The organism is Orbaceae bacterium lpD02 (genome assembly GCA_036251875.1).
GTDB classification, from domain to species: Bacteria; Pseudomonadota; Gammaproteobacteria; order Enterobacterales; family Orbaceae; genus Orbus; species Orbus sturtevantii.
This window is the reverse complement of record CP133960.1, coordinates 1,668,741-1,685,693: the sequence shown is the minus strand read 5'-3', so window position 1 is coordinate 1,685,693 and position 16,953 is coordinate 1,668,741. Positions and strand designations below refer to the sequence as shown.

16 protein-coding genes are annotated in these 16,953 nt (G+C 36.0%); 7 read left to right on the top strand and 9 right to left on the bottom strand.

Features of this window, described 5'->3' with window-relative positions; all coding sequences use genetic code 11:
* Positions 1 to 178: 178 nt before the first annotated feature.
* The 3 genes from RHO12_07345 (at position 179) to RHO12_07335 (ending at position 2,606) form a co-directional block, all read left to right on the top strand.
* Positions 179 to 580 (top strand): hypothetical protein, encoded by a 402-nt coding sequence (locus RHO12_07345; GenBank protein ID WVD65204.1) that lies wholly within the window; start codon positions 179 to 181, stop codon positions 578 to 580.
* A gap of 55 nt (positions 581 to 635) precedes the next feature.
* A protein-coding gene (locus RHO12_07340; protein WVD65203.1) for an IS3 family transposase occupies positions 636 to 1,750 on the top strand; the annotation gives its coding sequence in 2 pieces (ribosomal slippage) (positions 636 to 888 and positions 888 to 1,750; 1,116 coding nt in all).
* Positions 1,751 to 2,060: 310 nt separating this feature from the next.
* Positions 2,061 to 2,606 carry a hypothetical protein gene (locus tag RHO12_07335; GenBank protein WVD65202.1) on the top strand — a complete coding sequence of 182 codons (546 nt, stop codon included), beginning with the start codon at positions 2,061 to 2,063 and terminating at the stop codon, positions 2,604 to 2,606.
* 88 nt (positions 2,607 to 2,694) lie between these two features.
* Here RHO12_07335 and RHO12_07330 read toward each other — a convergent pair whose 3' ends face one another.
* The 9 genes from RHO12_07330 to gutQ all read right to left on the bottom strand — a co-directional run bounded on the left by RHO12_07330 (position 2,695) and on the right by gutQ (position 11,064).
* On the bottom strand, positions 2,695 to 3,741 hold the full coding sequence (locus RHO12_07330) for a DUF481 domain-containing protein (GenBank protein WVD65201.1): 1,047 nt from the start codon (positions 3,739 to 3,741) through the stop codon (positions 2,695 to 2,697).
* A gap of 15 nt (positions 3,742 to 3,756) precedes the next feature.
* Positions 3,757 to 5,127: a Trk system potassium transporter TrkA gene (gene trkA, locus RHO12_07325; protein WVD65200.1), complete on the bottom strand. Its 1,371-nt coding sequence runs from the start codon at positions 5,125 to 5,127 to the stop codon at positions 3,757 to 3,759.
* Between the two features lie 30 nt (positions 5,128 to 5,157).
* A complete protein-coding gene (gene trpS / locus RHO12_07320; GenBank protein ID WVD65199.1) occupies positions 5,158 to 6,156 on the bottom strand; it encodes a tryptophan--tRNA ligase in 999 nt (332 codons plus the stop codon).
* 32 nt (positions 6,157 to 6,188) lie between these two features.
* The gene (locus tag RHO12_07315) at positions 6,189 to 6,878 is read right to left on the bottom strand and encodes a phosphoglycolate phosphatase (protein WVD65198.1); all 690 of its coding nucleotides are present in this window, start codon (positions 6,876 to 6,878) and stop codon (positions 6,189 to 6,191) included.
* 6 nt (positions 6,879 to 6,884) lie between these two features.
* Positions 6,885 to 7,556: a ribulose-phosphate 3-epimerase gene (rpe, locus tag RHO12_07310; protein WVD65197.1), complete on the bottom strand. Its 672-nt coding sequence runs from the start codon at positions 7,554 to 7,556 to the stop codon at positions 6,885 to 6,887.
* A gap of 107 nt (positions 7,557 to 7,663) precedes the next feature.
* Complete coding sequence (locus RHO12_07305) at positions 7,664 to 8,473, bottom strand: Dam family site-specific DNA-(adenine-N6)-methyltransferase (GenBank protein ID WVD65196.1); 810 nt, start codon at positions 8,471 to 8,473, stop codon at positions 7,664 to 7,666.
* A gap of 43 nt (positions 8,474 to 8,516) precedes the next feature.
* Positions 8,517 to 9,257, bottom strand: a complete 741-nt coding sequence (locus RHO12_07300) for an SPOR domain-containing protein (protein WVD65195.1) — start codon at positions 9,255 to 9,257, stop codon at positions 8,517 to 8,519.
* A gap of 65 nt (positions 9,258 to 9,322) precedes the next feature.
* On the bottom strand, positions 9,323 to 9,844 hold the full coding sequence (gene aroK, locus RHO12_07295; GenBank protein WVD65194.1) for a shikimate kinase AroK: 522 nt from the start codon (positions 9,842 to 9,844) through the stop codon (positions 9,323 to 9,325).
* Between the two features lie 242 nt (positions 9,845 to 10,086).
* Positions 10,087 to 11,064 (bottom strand): arabinose-5-phosphate isomerase GutQ, encoded by a 978-nt coding sequence (gene gutQ / locus RHO12_07290; protein ID WVD65193.1) that lies wholly within the window; start codon positions 11,062 to 11,064, stop codon positions 10,087 to 10,089.
* A 348-nt stretch (positions 11,065 to 11,412) separates the two neighbouring features.
* Between gutQ and ubiD the strand changes: the two genes are divergently transcribed.
* The 4 genes from ubiD to RHO12_07270 all read left to right on the top strand — a co-directional run bounded on the left by ubiD (position 11,413) and on the right by RHO12_07270 (position 16,803).
* Entirely contained in the window at positions 11,413 to 12,876 is a 1,464-nt protein-coding gene (ubiD, locus tag RHO12_07285) for a 4-hydroxy-3-polyprenylbenzoate decarboxylase (GenBank protein ID WVD65192.1), read from the top strand.
* Between the two features lie 68 nt (positions 12,877 to 12,944).
* Positions 12,945 to 14,351, top strand: coding sequence for an MBOAT family O-acyltransferase (locus RHO12_07280; GenBank protein WVD65191.1), 1,407 nt, complete (start codon positions 12,945 to 12,947; stop codon positions 14,349 to 14,351).
* 5 nt (positions 14,352 to 14,356) lie between these two features.
* Positions 14,357 to 15,559 (top strand): SGNH family hydrolase, encoded by a 1,203-nt coding sequence (locus tag RHO12_07275; GenBank protein ID WVD65190.1) that lies wholly within the window; start codon positions 14,357 to 14,359, stop codon positions 15,557 to 15,559.
* Complete coding sequence (locus tag RHO12_07270; GenBank protein WVD65189.1) at positions 15,559 to 16,803, top strand: GDSL-type esterase/lipase family protein; 1,245 nt, start codon at positions 15,559 to 15,561, stop codon at positions 16,801 to 16,803. Before RHO12_07275 ends, RHO12_07270 begins: the two co-directional genes overlap by 1 nt.
* Positions 16,804 to 16,953 lie beyond the last annotated feature (150 nt).

Sequence of the window (16,953 nt, the reverse complement as noted above, 5' to 3'; positions counted from 1 at the left end):
TATCAATGTAGACCTGATAACGTGCGCCAGTACTGTTCAAAACCAATAGCGATCATATTATTGGTCTTCATCAGCTCATGCATGGGGAAGGTGTTGGATTAAGACTATCCACATTTTGAAATGAAATTTGGTTTTAAAGCCACTCAATTGCTAAAAAAATATAATAACGGAGAACGTGATGATGAAGATTATGTTAAGGTTGACTAATATATTTATACTTCATTTATGTTTATTATCTAAAAATATTTATGCTGAATCGTTTGAAACTCAATCCTTTTCTACAGAAGGTGCAGAAGTAATATGTGATAGCAAACAAAATAAGTCTCCATTAGTTATTAATATCTATGGAGAAACTTTTTCTAGTATTATTAATATCACTCAAAATGAATCAAATTATTTTAATGTAATTGCTAAATTCAATTATTACAATGCACCAATATATGACGATTATAAAAATATCTTGAGCGTAAGTTACGAATTTCATATTGAGGATAATAAGTTAGTTGAGTCAACATTAATAGATCAGGATTTAACGCAGCAAACCAAAGATATTTTTGCATCAATAGGTAATCCCCCCTAAAAATAATAGAAGTCAAAAGTAGAATTTTCTCTTACTATAATGTTCGGAGAAAAATATGAAAAAAATGACTTTCACAGACAATCAAATACTCAATATATTAAAACAAGCCGAAAATGGTGTTCCCGTACCCGAATTATGCCGAGAGCATGGAATGGCTACTTCAACATTCTATAAATGGCGTGCGAAATACGGTGGCATGGATGCATCGTTAATGGCTAGAATGAAAGAGCTAGAAGATGAAAATCGTCGGCTCAAAAAAATGTATGCAGAAGAACGTCTTAAAGCAGAAGTGATACAGGAGGCAATGGCAAAAAAGTGGTAAAGGCTTCTGAGCGAAAAATATTAGCTAAAGAGGTCGTCAAACAAAATAGAATGGCGGTTTCACAAGCCTGTCGAACATTTTGTGTTAGTGAAACCTGTTATCGTTATGAACCTATATTAATAACCGAAAACCAAATCATTGCTGAGCATTTAATTGAATTAACAGAGCGACAACGAAATTGGGGATTTGGTTTGTGTTTTTTATATTTACGCAATGTAAAAGGTCATACTTGGAATCATAAACGGGTTTATCGCATTTACTGTGAATTATCGCTTAACTTACGCATCAAACCTCGTAAGCGTTTAAAAAGAGAAAAGCCGGAGCCCTTATCGACACCTAAAAATATGAACGAATGTTGGTCAATGGATTTTATGCATAACCAGTTAGCTGATGGCAGGTGTTGTCGCCTGTTTAATGTCATTGATGATTTTAACCGAGAAGGCTTAACAATTGATGTTGATTTTTCGTTACCAGCAGCGCGTGTCATTAGGTCGTTAAATCAAATTATCGAATGGAGAGGAAAGCCGAAATCGATTCGCTGTGATAATGGGCCTGAATATATCAGTTATCAATTAGCGAGTTGGGCTAAAAAGAACAAAATAACATTATGCTTTATCCAGCCAGGTAATCCACAGCAAAATGCCTATATTGAACGTTTTAATCGGACTGTTCGCTATGATTGGCTAAGTCATTACATTTACCGTGATATTACTGAATTACAAGATAAAGCGACCCGCTGGTTGTGGACATATAATCACGAAAGACCTAATATGGGAATTGGTGGAATTACACCTATACAAAAACTTAAATTAATACAACAGCAAAATTCTACGCCTAGCTTCCATTAAAAATGGGAGGATTACCAATTCCCCAAAGAATATTATTCAATTAGATAAAAATATTATGAAAGATAATAATTTGTCGGGCTTTGAAGGCGAATCCGATGGAGAAGAGTCTCACTTTAAATATAAAACAGCTGCTGAAGTAAAAAAATACATTAACGAAAAATATAATAAAAAATAAATATATTGTTCAAGTGAAATTGAACCGATGCGTAAAATAAATTAATGCTCAAAATCATATCGCTATCGATAAGGAGGCTAATCACTGGGCCTATATTACCGCCGGTAATCAACATGGCAGCCCGATTAGGGGGGGGTGAATATCAGTAAAGGTGAGAGCGAATATTTACAGCCGTATATTAAACGGGTCAGCCCGTGGGCATGGACGGGATATTCAACCATAAAAGAGACCGCCAATGTGGCTAACTTTGTTGAAAAGCAACAGACTAATCGTAAGATGACGTTAGATTTAAATGATTACACCGATACCATGTCGGCAATGCACCATATTTTAACTAAGACGCCCCTTAGCAAGGCGCTACCTTACGTTTTACCGCCCTTCACCCATAAACAGCTACAAGAGGGATTACGCACACCGTGGACGGCAGATCTTATCGGCCGCTTAGCGATAAATTATGAAAGTGAATGGTATAGCGATGAAAGCTTAAGCAAATGGAATGAGATTGATGAACTTTATCAAAAACAGACCGAGCAAAAACGCCAAGCGATTATTGACGAGTTAACTAAAGCAGAGATAACTGCTTTAGTTACATCAACTGAAAATTTCACTAACGAATTAAATTCGATCATGGAAAAATTTCAAATCAATACTTGTTTAAGAAAAATGCATTTCTTAGCTTAAATTTATAATGAAACTGCAAGATTAAGTACTCACACTTAAAGTAATAACTTTGCAGTTTTTTATGTGTGCATTTATTTACTAATCCGCGTTACCAAGTTACGCCAACACCTAAATTATAATTAACATTATTACTATTGCCGTCTTTGGTTTTATCTTTAGCTTTGTTTAAGGTCGAGTTTATCGTAAACCAATCAGTTAGTTTATATGACACCCCAATCGCGGTGTTTAAATCTAGCGACACGGAGTGATTAAAGCTTCTTCCTATTGATCCATTTGTAAATAAACGGATAGCTTTACCGTTGAAAAAGCGCTGATAGTCCCAACGCATCGTGCCAAGAGGATGACGAGACTCATCGCCATCTTGGTAGTGCATTTCTTGATAGTTTAAAAGTAAAGCAAGCGAAAGCGAGCTAAGCTCATTATCCCATAGCTGATAACCAGGGCCAGAACCAAAGCTTTTTTTCGAATTAATTGCTTCTATCCAGTCGTGGCGATATTGCACACTCGATTGCCAGAAAAATTCGGGTGTAATAAATTTATCTAGATTGTATTGTGCTGAGTAGTAGTAGGTACTTACATTATCATTTTTAAAATTACGGCGAAAGTTAGTCAAAATATTGTGTCGCCATAAATTATGTTTAACAAAAATATTAGTATCAAGCATATATTGCTCAGTTTTTTTAGTTCCCTTATCCAAGAAAAAGCCACCTTTAATATTACCGTTAAAGGTTATGTTATCGATAAATTCATTTATTTTTTGCTTATATAAAATTAGATTGTTGGTAATTGATACGGTTTGTTCTTGATCCTTTTTATCAACAATAATAATTGCGCCAGGTTCTTCTGATGGTTTTATTTGCTTAATAAAAAATTTTTCTGCATACAGATCATTTTTTACCACCGCTGGCTGATCAAGAGTAAATGTTTTTACTTCGGTTGCTTTAATCGTAATTGTGCCGGCATATTTGGTATCCATAACCATTTTATTTCGATCAATGACTTTTATCGAACCAGATAGTTGGTCGCCGTTTTTCATCCAGACGGTGTCGGCAAAACAGGAAGAAGATAGTGTCAAAAATAGTATAAGAAGTAAGTATCGAGTATAAGGCATAATATATAATAAGTATTTAGTCATGTTAGTATTTAATAATTAAGTACAGAGTAGTTTCTCTATCTCGCTAATCGCTTTTCTATCTGGTAAAAAGATAATTAAGTGATCATTGTCCTCAATGGCAAGATCATTTTGAGAAATAATAACATCATCACCTCTAATCATCGCACCAATAGTTATTCCTGCGGGTAGCTTAATTTCATTAATTGAGCGACCAACTAGTTTTGATGTGTCTTTATCGCCATGCGCAATGATTTCAATGACTTCTGATGAGCCTTGACGCAAGGAGATTACTTTAGCTATTCCAGATTGTCTTACGTGGCTTAATAGTTCGGAAATAGTGGCTAATTGGGGGGAAATAGCAATATCAATTACGCTATCATTAATTAGCTCTAAATAAGCTTGACGCTGAATGAGAACAATAACTTTTTTGGCGCCCATTCTTTTTGCTAACATTGATGACATGATATTAGACTCGTCATCACTAGTTACTGCGATGAATAGATCGGTTAGTTCAACTTGTTCTTGCGATAGGAGCTCTTGATCTGCCGATTCACCATGTAAAACCGTAGTATTCACCAGTTTGTCAGCAATAAGTTCGGCTTTTTGGGCATTGCGTTCAATGAGTTTGACTTGATAATCATTTTCTAACCGTTTGGCGAGCGCAATAGCGACACTACCGCCACCGCTTATCATAATACGTTTATAGGCTTTTTCTAAGCGTTGTAGTTCGCTAATTACTGCCTTGATATTGGATGGTTCGGTGATAAAATAAACCATATCACCCGCTTCGATGATAGTTGAATTAATGGGTCTAATAAATCGATTTTGGCGATAAATAGCAACAATTTTAACTTCAACATGAGGTAGGTGCTCGTTAAGCTCAGAGAGTTCGCTACCAACTAACGCTCCCCCGTAGTAGGCGGTTACTGCCACTAAATAGACTTTGTCATCACAAAATGAAGCAATTTGTAATGCTCCTGGATATTGAATTAACTGACTAATATGTTGCGTGATTAATTTTTCTGGTGAAATGATATGATTAATCGGGATACCGTTATCAATAGAAAAAAGTTGATATTTATCATCACTATATTCAACAGCTCTAATTCGTGCAACTTTTTGCGGAATATTAAAGAGTGAATGCGCAATTTGGCAGGCAAGCATATTTGCTTCATCTGAGTTTGTTACGGCAACCAGCATGTCTGCATTTTCAGCGCCAGCATTTTCTAAGACTTGAGGGTATGACACTTTTCCTTGAATGGCTCTTAAGTCAAAGCGTTCTTGCAAGGATTGTAACTGCTCGGATGCTTCATCAACTACGGTTACATCATTTTTTTCATGCTCAGTAACAAGATATTCAGCGAGTGCACTACCTGTTTGACCTGCACCAAGAATAATGATTTTCATAATTTAGTCACTCTTATTTATAACCGATATTTACCTAACAAATCCTATAGCGTCATAGACATTATTTAGCGTTTCTCTCGCTCTTATGTTGGCTTTTTTGGCGCCTTCTTGCATAATTTCATAGAGCTCTTTTTCATCATTGCGGTAGTGAGCATATCGCTCTTGCAATTCGCTAAGCATCATTGATACTTGAGTAGCAACCTCAGCCTTTAAGTGACCGTACATTTTTCCTGCAAACTCTTGCTCTAGCGTCTTAATTGGTTTTCCTGTAATGCCAGTTAAGATATCAAGTAAATTTGATACCCCAGCCTTATTCTTTAGATCATATTTAACGAGCGGTGGCTCATCGGAGTCAGTGACGGCCCGTTTAATTTTTTTCTCAACACTTTTTGGATCTTCAAGTAATCCAATCACGTTATTGCGATTATCATCTGATTTCGACATTTTTTTAGCTGGATCTTGTAACGACATGACCCTTGCTCCTGCTTTAGGAATAAAAGGTTCAGGTATTTTAAATATATTGCCATATAACGCATTAAATCGTGCAGCTATATCGCGGGAAAGTTCTAAATGTTGTTTTTGATCTTCCCCGACAGGGACTAAATTCGTTTGATAAATTAAAATATCTGCCGCCATAAGTACAGGGTAATCGAATAAACCAGCATTAATATTTTCTGCATGCCTGGCTGATTTATCTTTGAACTGCGTCATTCGGCTGAGTTCACCAAAGTAAGTGTAACAATTGAGCACCCATGCTAGCTCCGCATGAGCAGAAACGTGTGATTGAACAAAAATAGTACTTTTATTCGGATCTATGCCACATGATAAGTAAAGCGCTAAAGTGTCTAACGTTGCTTTTCTTAGCTTTTCGGCATCTTGACGCACGGTTATTGCATGTTGGTTAACAATACAATAGATACAATCATAATCATTTTGTAGGCTAGCCCAATTTTTTAACGCGCCAAGATAGTTACCTAACGATAATTCTCCTGAGGGTTGGGCACCACTGAATACAATTGGTTTACTCATAATGTTTTCCTATTTAATTTTAATTCAATTTATTATTTTTTGGGTTCAGCTTTTGGAAGAGGTAAAAGTGTTAATATGCTTTCAAAGTGATCAAATATATAATCAGGCTCACTTGTTGCAATTGGTTCACCATAATTATAACCGTAGGTTAGACCAACAGTTAGGCATTGTGCATTTTTTGCCGCGGAGATATCATTTTTCGAGTCGCCAATAAATAGCAATTGATCGTGGTATAGACCAAATGTTGCCATTACTTGATATAAAGGCGTTGGATGAGGTTTAAGCTTGACGACATCTCCGCCTCCTAATACTAATGAAAAATAGCTATCGAGTTTTAATGTTTGCAAGAGCGTAGGTAAAAATTGAGCTGGTTTGTTGGTCACGAGCGCCATGGGGTAGTTATTTTTTTGTAATGTATCTAATGTTGATATAACATTTGGGAATACTTTGGTTCCTTCATCAATAACTTGCTCATAATGGCGATTGAAGAGTAATTTTGCTTGTTCAAACAGTGAATCAGACGCACCTACACAATTAAATGTTCGTTTTATCATGACATCAATACCATTACCGATCCAATTTTTTACTTGTTCGTTGCTGACCGTTGGTAGTGATAGCTCGGCTAACATTCGTTGAATTGCAAGTGAAAGCCCAGGAAGACTGTCAACTAAAGTGCCATCAAGGTCAAAAGCAATAGCTTGAATATCGGTTGGTTTATTCATTACGGTTCATCCTACTGTTGCAAGTTGTTTGCGCATATCATCAATCACGCATCGATAATCAGGCTGGTTAAAAATTGCTGAGCCAGCGACAAACATATCGGCTCCCGCTTTAGCTATTTCAGCTATATTTTCCACTTTGATTCCGCCATCAACTTCGAGACGAATATCCCGTCCACTATGATTAATTAGCGTTCTAGTTTGTGTTATTTTTTTCAAAATATAAGGAATAAAAGATTGACCACCAAAACCAGGATTAACCCCCATGATTAGAATTAAATCTATTTTATCAATAATATAATCAAGACAATCAAGAGACACTGCTGGATTTAATACAACACCCGCTGTACAGCCGTGATCTTTGATCAGTTGTATAGAGCGATCAAGATGTGTTGTTGCATCAGGATGGATAGATATGTTCGTGGCGCCGGCCTCAGCAAAAGAGATAACTAATTCGTCAACAGGGGAGGCCATTAAATGTACATCAATCGGTGCGGTAATACCATAATCACGCAAGCCTTTACAGAACATTGGCCCCATGGTCAAATTAGGTACGTAGTGATTATCCATGACATCAAAATGGACGACATCTGCACCGCATTCTATTACTTTTTTAGTTTCTTCCCCCAACCTAGCAAAATCTGCCGATAGTATGGATGGCGCAATTAAAAATTTTTTCATTATTTTTAAACCTGTCTGAGATTCATGTTGAAGAAAGAATAATCGGTAAAACCAACATTTATTATATTATATCCAAGTTAAAGCAACTATTAAAGATGGTGGAAATATCATAAATAAAGCGCTAATAATTCATCAATTTTTTTTCGTCCTTGTTGATTACAACTAATAGAACGTCTTGTTTCAACTAAATAAATATCTGCTTTTTGATACCAATTTCGTGTGTGAGTTGTATCATTATTTGAAATTAATACGGGAATGTCTTTTTTAACTAATTTTTCAGCTAATGTAGCTAGGTTTTTTTGGTCTTTCATACTGAAACCTATCGAGTAATAAGCCGTAAAATTGGCACTTTCAGATAGGGGGATATAAGGAGGATCACAGTAAACAACCGCTCCTTTTTTCGCTTTTGCCATTACTTTGTTATAAGGAGCACAAATAAATTCTGCTTTTTGCGCTTTTTTAGAAAAAGCCATAATTTCTTTTTCTGGAAAATAGATAGTTTTGTATTGACCAAATGGTACATTAAATTGACCACTATTATTATAGCGACATAATCCATTGTAACCATGACGATTCAAATAGAGGAAAAGTAACGCTTTTTGATAACTATTTTTACTATTATTGAATAATTCACGTAGTTCATAATAAGCAGATGCTTGATTATTATGTTTGGTAAATAATAACTTTGCATCTTCTATAAATTGAGTAGGTTGTTTTTTGATGATGTTAAATAGTGAAATGAGATCTTGATTAATATCTGCTAAGATATAGCGTTCATAATTAGTATTAAGAAAAACAGTACCCGCACCGACAAAAGGTTCTATTAATAAGTCACCTTTAGGTAAATATTGTGTGATTTTCTCAATAAGCGTATATTTTCCGCCGGCCCATTTAAGAAAAGCGCGTTGCTTTTTCAAACAAGACCCCTAATTTTGGTATAAAATACAGATGACAAAATCATCATTTCGATGATTTCTCTTTATTAACCACTTCACCCGATTTTACCCATGGGGTATTTTTTTGTAATCCTTGAGGTAATAATTTGATCGCATTTTTTGCATCTTCAATGCTAGTGTAGTCGCCTTTTATCAGGACATACCATGGTTTTTGTGAGCGACGAGTTTCATAAATTTGATAATTCGTTAATTGATATTGTTTCACAAATGCCATTATGCCATCAAGGGATGAAGACGAGTTGATTTGGATTGTATAGTGATTATTCGCTAATGTTTTTTGCAATGGACGTTCATTGGCTTTTTTATTAATATTACTATTTTTTCCTTTTAGTAAAATTGAGTCAGCAATCTGATTTTTTTCATTTAGTTCTGCAATTTTATTTGCCAAGATATCAGTCACTTCACCAGGGACTTCTATTCGCTCTTTAGCCGTTGTATCATCTAGTTTAGTTTCTGTTTCCGTTGCCGATCGTGATATTGCTGGTGGCGTTAAGGTATGGTACTCTGCAGGTTGCGAGTCATGGCTAGTTACTAAATCAGTTACAGTCGATGATGATTGCTTTTCTGGTGTAGGTTTAAATATGGCAAAGCTTAATAGTAATAAAATAACGCATAAAGCTAGAACTAAAATAATCCATTTCTTTTTTGATAAAAAAATATCATTGAGCTTAGGTGATAAGGTTTTTTTTACGGAACTATCTGCTATATAGCGATCTTCCTTTTCAGGACGGATTGATTCGTTCACATTTTCTCCTTTCCACTCTAAGCACCTGTTTTCGCAAGTATAATCGTTTTCAATTATTTGATATATTATATTTGCTCTATTTTTTCAATTATGTAGCTTGCTACACCTTTAGCGCTTTGCTCATCAGTTTTTATTGTGATATCTGCAATCTCTTCGTATAAAGGAACGCGTTCTTCTGCTAACTCTAGATAAAGTGTTTTTGGTGTATCGCTACCTTGAAGTAATGGGCGACGTTTATCTTTTTGTGTTCGAGCCATCTGTTTTTCGATAGTTGTTTCTAAATAAACAACGATTCCGCGTGCAGAGAGTCGATTTCTTGTTTCTTTTGATAGGACAGAACCACCGCCAGTTGCAAGAACAACACCCTGTTTTTCGGTTAGCTCATTAATAACTTTCTCTTCTCTTGCACGGAAGCCATCTTCGCCTTCCAGATCAAAAATCCAGGCAATATCAGCACCAGTTCGTTTTTCAATTTCCTGATCTGAATCAAAAAAATCCATACCAAGTTGCTGTGCGATCTGCCGACCAATAGTACTTTTACCTGCACCCATTGGACCAATTAAAAAGATATTTCGCTTCTCTGCCATTATAATTTCATCATCTGTTTTTGGTTGAAAAATATACAATTCATTCTTTAATCTTGCTAATAAGATGAACTGTAATAGTTAGTCATAGTCTCCGTCTAACGACAAAAATTTAGGGCGACGATTATCGCAGGAGACAGTGCTATTTTGCAATAGGAATTTTCTGATTTTGCTTTTTATCAAAAAATGATAGCATTTTTTTTAAAATAGCCAATAAAAATTTTATTTTCAATTGTTTAAAACTATTAATAAATTCCTGCTTGGTGTAAGTCGTGGATGTTTAATGCCCCTACAAGTTTACCCTCATTATTAACAACAGGTGCTGCCGTAATGTTGTGGTCGTTAAATGATTTTAGTGCCTCAATAGCTTTCCATTCTTCAGGTAAACGATAGCCTGGCTTAGTTATCACTTGAATAATTGGATCTTGTAACGTCCCATTATTGAGCAATAATCTGCGTAAGTCACCATCAGTAAATACACCAATAATATTATTACTTATATCGCATACCGCAACAAGCCCTAAACCGGTACGACTTAACTCTAACATTGCATCAAAAACTGTTGCATCATCCTTAACTTGAGGCACAACTGAGCCGGTGCGCATTACATCTTTTACGTGATTAAGTAATTTTGCGCCAAGACTTCCGGCAGGATGTGAGCGAGCGAAGTCCTCTTCTTTAAATCCTTTTATACGCATTAGTGCAATGGTTAATGCATCACCTAGTAGCAGGGTATTTGTTGAACTCGATGTTGGCGCGAGTCCCATCGGGCAGGCTTCTTTTTCAACAGAAATATCCAATACTGATTCTGCTGATAATGCTAAAGGAGATGTTGATCCTCCAGTAATTGCAATAATAGGTACTTTCATTTCTTTCAGGATTGGCAAAATTAGATTGAATTCTTTGGCCCTGCCCGAGTAAGAAATTAGAATAACAAGATCACTGCTGCTTACCATTCCTAAATCACCGTGTAATGCTTCCGATGGATGCATAAAAAATGAAGGCGTCCCAGTGCTCGCTAATGACGCCGCAATCTTTTTGCCAATATGACCTGATTTACCGATGCCCGAGACTACAACTTTGCCCTTTATTGAGAGGATTAGTTCACAGGCTTTCACAAAATCATCGCCAAGACGAGCTGATAGTTTTTGTGCTTCATAAAGCTCTAACTCAAGCAATTCTCGCCCATACTGCAGTATTTTATTGCGATTTTTTATGTCCATTGTTTACCTTAGTAATGCTTTTGTTGTAGTGAAAATATTGTGCTAGTCTCTAATCACTCTTTACTATTAAGCAAGCATTTTTTATTGACTAAAACAGTTGCTAGTTTAGCAAGTAACGCTAATAAATTATAGAAAATATTCACATCATCATATATGATAATTTTTATTTGTGACGCCTATCAAGTTTATTGGTCATTGTATCCGCTAAACAGTGAATGACTAAATAATATTATCTAAATAAAGTGAGTTAAATAAAACGGTTATATATCCTTATGATTTTTATTTATAAGTTGATGTTAGTTGTGAGATAACTTAAAGTAGGCCTAAATCCATTTTTTGAGATAAAACGTGAAATATAACGATCTAAGAGATTTTATTGCACAATTAGAAAAGCAAGGGGAGTTAAAGCGAATTAGCTACCCAGTGGATCCCCATTTAGAAATAACAGAGATCGCCGATCGAGTATTGCGTCGAGAAGGGCCTGCATTATTATTTGAAAATCCAATTGGTTACGATATGCCCGTTTTGTGCAATTTATTTGGTACGCCCAAGCGAGTTGCGATGGCAATGGGGCAAGACAATGTATCCGCCCTACGAGACGTTGGGCATTTGCTAGCATTTTTGCGTGAGCCCGATCCACCAAAAGGTATTCGAGGTTTTTTTTCTGAACTACCAAAATATAAACAAGTATTAAATATGCCTGTTAAGTTGCGTTCTTCTGCGCCATGTCAAGATTTAGTGCTTAAGGGGGATGACGTTGATTTGATGCAAATTCCCATTATGCATTGTTGGCCAGATGATGTTGCACCACTTGTAACCTGGGGGTTGACAGTTACTAAGGGGCCTTACAAAGAAAGGCAGAACCTTGGCGTCTATCGCTTGCAACGACTCGCTAAAAATAAATTGATTATGCGCTGGCTATCCCACCGAGGAGGAGCCCTTGACTTTCAAGAATGGACAAAGGAAAACCCTGGCGAAAAATTTTCCGTTGTCGTGGTGCTAGGGGCCGATCCCTCAACAATTTTAGGTGCAGTCACGCCAGTACCTGATACATTATCTGAATATGCATTTGCGGGTCTATTGCGTGGTCATCGAACCGAAGTAGTCAAAGCACTTTCATGTGATCTTCAAATACCTGCTAGTGCCGAAATTGTGTTAGAAGGGTACATTGATCCTAATGAAACTGCGTTAGAAGGCCCATATGGTGATCACACCGGCTATTATAATGAAGTTGAACGTTTTCCTGTTTTTACCATTACACATATAACACGACGTAAAGATGCTATTTATCATTCTACTTATACTGGGCGTCCACCAGATGAGCCTTCGGTAATGGGGTTAGCACTTAATGAAGTCTTTATTCCAATTTTACAGAAACAGTTTCCTGAAATTATTGATTTTTATTTGCCACCAGAAGGGTGCTCGTATCGAATCGCAGTTGTTACGATTAAAAAGCAGTATGCTGGGCATGCAAAGCGTATCATGATGGGCGTATGGTCCTACTTGCGCCAATTTATGTATACTAAGTTTGTCATTATTTGTGATGATGATGTTAACGCTCGAGATTGGAAAGATGTTATGTGGGCGATTTCAACGAGAATGGATCCTAAGCGTGATATTACTTTTGTTGAGAATACACCGATTGACTATTTAGACTTTGCTTCGCCTATTTCAGGGCTTGGATCTAAAATAGGTTTAGACGCCACCAATAAATGGCCAGGGGAAACAACTCGAGAGTGGGGGACTATTATTAAAAAAGATGCTAAAGTTGTTGCCCATATTGATGAAATTTGGGATGAATTAGGTATTTAGTTTTATATCTCAATGATGTTATAAGCTAGTTTTAGATGAGTTTGTTAGTGATCGTTAAGTAGGTAAGAGTGAGTTATTTATCCATTGAATTTTCGGTTTTATTTTTGATTTTTTTCTGTTTGTATTGGTCTTGCCGGAAATTACCAGTATTACAAAATTATTTATTGTTAATTGCCAGCTATGGTATTGTTGCTTCATTTAATTATACCTTTGCATTAATTTTAGCAGGTTACTCGATTGTTATTTTTAGTCTATCTTTTTTGCTGGATAAGTCTAAATATCGGCGGTTTTGGTTTACTATTTCAATCATGGCTGCAATGGGTAACTTAGCTGTCTTCAAATATTTTGATTTTTTCACTAATGCATTACAAGTGATTATTAATAATCTCGGCTTAAGTTTTTTAATTCCAAGTACTGAAATTATCATGCCAATTGGTATCTCTTTTTATACCTTTCATTCGATTAGCTATATTGTTTCAATTAAACGAAAGGAAATTGAACGAGCTGATTTTATTTCGTTTATGCTCTTTTTATCATTTTTCCCAAGCATTGTTGCAGGCCCGATTAACCGGGCTCGTGATTTTTTACCACAAATTCAGATTAAAATTAGCCGTGAATTGTTGGAGCCTTATCGGGCATTTACATTAATTTTATTTGCTATTGTTAAAGTTTATTGGCTAAGCTCTGCAATAGCTGATACATGGGTTAACCCCGTTTTTGCCAATCCGGCGGAGTATAGTTCATTAGATCTCATTTTTGCTCTTTATGCTTATGCGATCCAATTGTATCTAAATTTTTCAGGTTATACTGATTTAGTAACTGCGATTGCCTTATTACTTGGTTTTAAGTTACCGATTAATTTTAATTTGCCATACTTGGCAAGTAATCTGCGAAATTTTTGGCAACGTTGGCATATTAGTTTATCAAGTTGGATACGTGATTATGTTTATATCCCTTTAGGGGGTAGCAGGAGCGGATTTTTTCGGACACAAATTAACTTGCTTATTGCCATGTTGTTATCGGGACTATGGCATGGTGCTAGCCTAAATTTCTTAATTTGGGGTGGGGTTCATGGTATTGGTATGGTATTGCTCAATATCGGTGACAAATATTTTGGGCGTAATTGTTTAGCAGATCGATTTTTATTTTTGGCGAAATTGATAACATTCCACTATGTCTGTTTCGCTTGGATTTTTTTTCGTAGTAGTAGTTTTTCTGAATCACTGGAATATCTATCTGCAATAATAAATAACTTTTCGCATATTCCATTACACTTTAATTCTCTATTTTATATGTTCTTGTTGCTGCTGGGTTATTATTTATATCCATTGGCCACTAATTTACAAGTTAATATAGTCAAATGCATGCATAAAGTTCATTGGTCATTGCTTCCAGTCATCTTTATTCTTACTTTATGGCTAGTTATTAGTTTTGCCCCATCAGGCATTCCTAATTTTATTTATGCAGGGTTTTAAGTAGTATGATGAGTATTCTTAGAGTTTGTTATATTTTTTTCGTAACATTAATAGGATTATTGTTGCTATATCAGCAATCAATCGCTATCTATTGGCAGCAAACTTATCACCGATCGATGCCGTTGTTTGGCTGGCAAGATAAGCCTTTTTTGTCATCAATTGCTAAATTAAATCAGCAGCTATTAGCTGACGAAGATATCTATTTTTCGGCGGTAGCTGATTTTAATGATCAACTAGTTCAAAAATATAATCATTTGATTCTTGAAACAAAATCATCACAAGATGAGCACGTTTTTGACCACGTTACATATGATAGCAAGACGAACCATGAAGATGAGCCAACATCGAAGTTAGCCAGTAAACAAACAGCACTAGAACCTGTCCATGCTAAAACTGAACGAGATGAGGCACCACCACTTTTAACTACACCAACGCTTAGCATTAAAAATGAAGCTAAAAATGATGAGGCAAAAGACGTAACGATAAAAGCTAAATCTAGCGTTGAAATGTCGACGAATCTGAAGGATCCCGTTCAACAAGTCGTTCCAATTACGGTTCACCCTGTAGATAAGATATTGTTTATTGGAGATTCTTTGATGCAAGGCGTTGCGCCAAGAGTTAAGCGTTCATTGTATCAAAAATACCATATTGAAAGTTTAGATTTAAGTAAGCAAAGTACTGGATTATCTTATCCTGGAGCATTTAATTGGCCGAAAACGGTTGAAGATACGCTTGCGCAAGAACCATCGATAAAAGTCGTGGTTGTCTTTCTTGGACCTAATGATCCTTGGAATTTTCCGGTCAAAGGACATGCAAAATATTTACAATTTAAATCAGCGCAATGGGAAGCGACTTATCGTTATAGAATTAACCGTATTCTAAAGGCAGCACAATTGAATAAGGCTGATGTCATTTGGTTAGGGGTACCTTGTATGCGCAAAGCAAAATTGCATCGTGATGTCGTGTACTTAAATACGCTGTACCATTCTGAAGTTGCAAAAATTGGCGGGCATTATATTCCGACCAGTGAATTATTGGGATGTAGTGATAAAGAGTATGCTAATTTTGTGACAACTAATAAAGGAAATGCTAAAGTTCGTATCGATGATGGTATCCATTTTTCTGTTCTTGGTCAGAAGATTCTCGCTAATAGAATTATCAACGAGATGACTATCGAATCCGCTGAACAGAAGGAGGCAATTCAATAATGACTGCGAGTAATATAAACAAAGCTATAATGTGCATTATTGTATTCGTTTTGTCTGTATTTACACCCACAATCAGCCTAGCCTATCTAGATAAAAGTGATTCTTTTCATGGAATTATTAATTTTGGCGATCCGAACAGCGATGCATTTAAAAAAGATTTTTATCAGTTAGAGAAACCGAATGTGGCTAATCGAGTGGTGACAATAACCCAATTTGGTGACTCACATTCTGCCGCGGATTTTTTTACTGGGGAACTACGAACATTATTGCAAGCAAAATATGGTAATGCTGGAATCGGTTGGGTCACACCGATGTCAGTGGCAGGTCAATACCATTCTTTGATAGCATGGAAAAGTAGTAACTGGCTACTTTTTAGTAGCAGAAACACCAATGATCGTGATTTTCCGATGGGGGGATATATTGCTGAGCCGAGTAGAAATAATGGCTATATTCAAGTTCTACCCAAAAATGTTGATATTAACGATATATGGTCAGTTAAATTGACAATTAAGCCCTTAAATAAATCAACGAAAGTCAAACTATTTGATGCAGAGAAAAACATGCGCCAAATCACATTTACTCAAAAAAGTAAAATAGGCAAATGGCAAATATCACCAATTAAAATTACAGCCCCGTTTACAATTAAAGTTAATAAAGGTGAGGCCGAGTTAGGGGGTATTTGGTTGCAGCGTTATCAACAATCAGGTGTAATTGTTTCAATGATTGGAACGAATGGCGCTAAGCAGTCTATTTGGCAAAAATGGTCACCAAACTGGTATACAGAACTCGCGATGACAAAAAGCAATATGGTGATTTTAGAATATGGGACGAATGAAGCATTCGATCCAAATTTAGATTTAACAGAGTATCGACATAACCTTATACAAAATATCAAAAAAATAAGAAAGGCTTTACCCCGTGCAGTTGTATTAGTAATGAGCTCGCCTGACACGATGTTAAAGGGAGAACAAAGCGATAACGTGAATAATCGCAAGCCAGTTAATTACTATCATATTAGGCAAATACAACAAGAGGTCGCAAAGCAAGAAAAAACGCTATATTGGGATTGGCAAATGGCAATGGGGGGAGATGGCATTATAGAAAAATGGCTATATTTAGATTTAGCGCGGCCAGATTTAATTCATTTAACAAAGCAAGGTTATATTGAAAGTGCTAAGATTTTCTATCAAGATTTGCTCGTTTTTACCCAGGCGTCGAAAAATAAAATAAGTAATATCAGATGAGCACAGTTCCCTGTAATGAGCTTATAACAATATCACTGTTTTAAGTAATTATTTTAAGCAATTCGCGAATACTGTTAAATAATCATTGCAATTTTTTTATATTTGTAGGAAAATGTCGCCCTCATTTAACTTAGGGGAGCTGTCTGTTAT

What these genes read in the sequence shown, in the direction of transcription:
- RHO12_07345 (WVD65204.1), top strand. Translation starts at nt 179, where the DNA reads ATGATGAAGATTATGTTAAGGTTGACTAATATATTTATACTTCATTTA.
- RHO12_07330 (WVD65201.1), bottom strand. Translation starts at nt 3,741, where the DNA reads ATGACTAAATACTTATTATATATTATGCCTTATACTCGATACTTACTT.
- trkA (WVD65200.1), bottom strand. Translation starts at nt 5,127, where the DNA reads ATGAAAATCATTATTCTTGGTGCAGGTCAAACAGGTAGTGCACTCGCT.
- trpS (WVD65199.1), bottom strand. Translation starts at nt 6,156, where the DNA reads ATGAGTAAACCAATTGTATTCAGTGGTGCCCAACCCTCAGGAGAATTA.
- RHO12_07315 (WVD65198.1), bottom strand. Translation starts at nt 6,878, where the DNA reads ATGAATAAACCAACCGATATTCAAGCTATTGCTTTTGACCTTGATGGC.
- rpe (WVD65197.1), bottom strand. Translation starts at nt 7,556, where the DNA reads ATGAAAAAATTTTTAATTGCGCCATCCATACTATCGGCAGATTTTGCT.
- aroK (WVD65194.1), bottom strand. Translation starts at nt 9,844, where the DNA reads ATGGCAGAGAAGCGAAATATCTTTTTAATTGGTCCAATGGGTGCAGGT.
- gutQ (WVD65193.1), bottom strand. Translation starts at nt 11,064, where the DNA reads ATGGACATAAAAAATCGCAATAAAATACTGCAGTATGGGCGAGAATTG.
- RHO12_07275 (WVD65190.1), top strand. Translation starts at nt 14,357, where the DNA reads ATGATGAGTATTCTTAGAGTTTGTTATATTTTTTTCGTAACATTAATA.
- RHO12_07270 (WVD65189.1), top strand. Translation starts at nt 15,559, where the DNA reads ATGACTGCGAGTAATATAAACAAAGCTATAATGTGCATTATTGTATTC.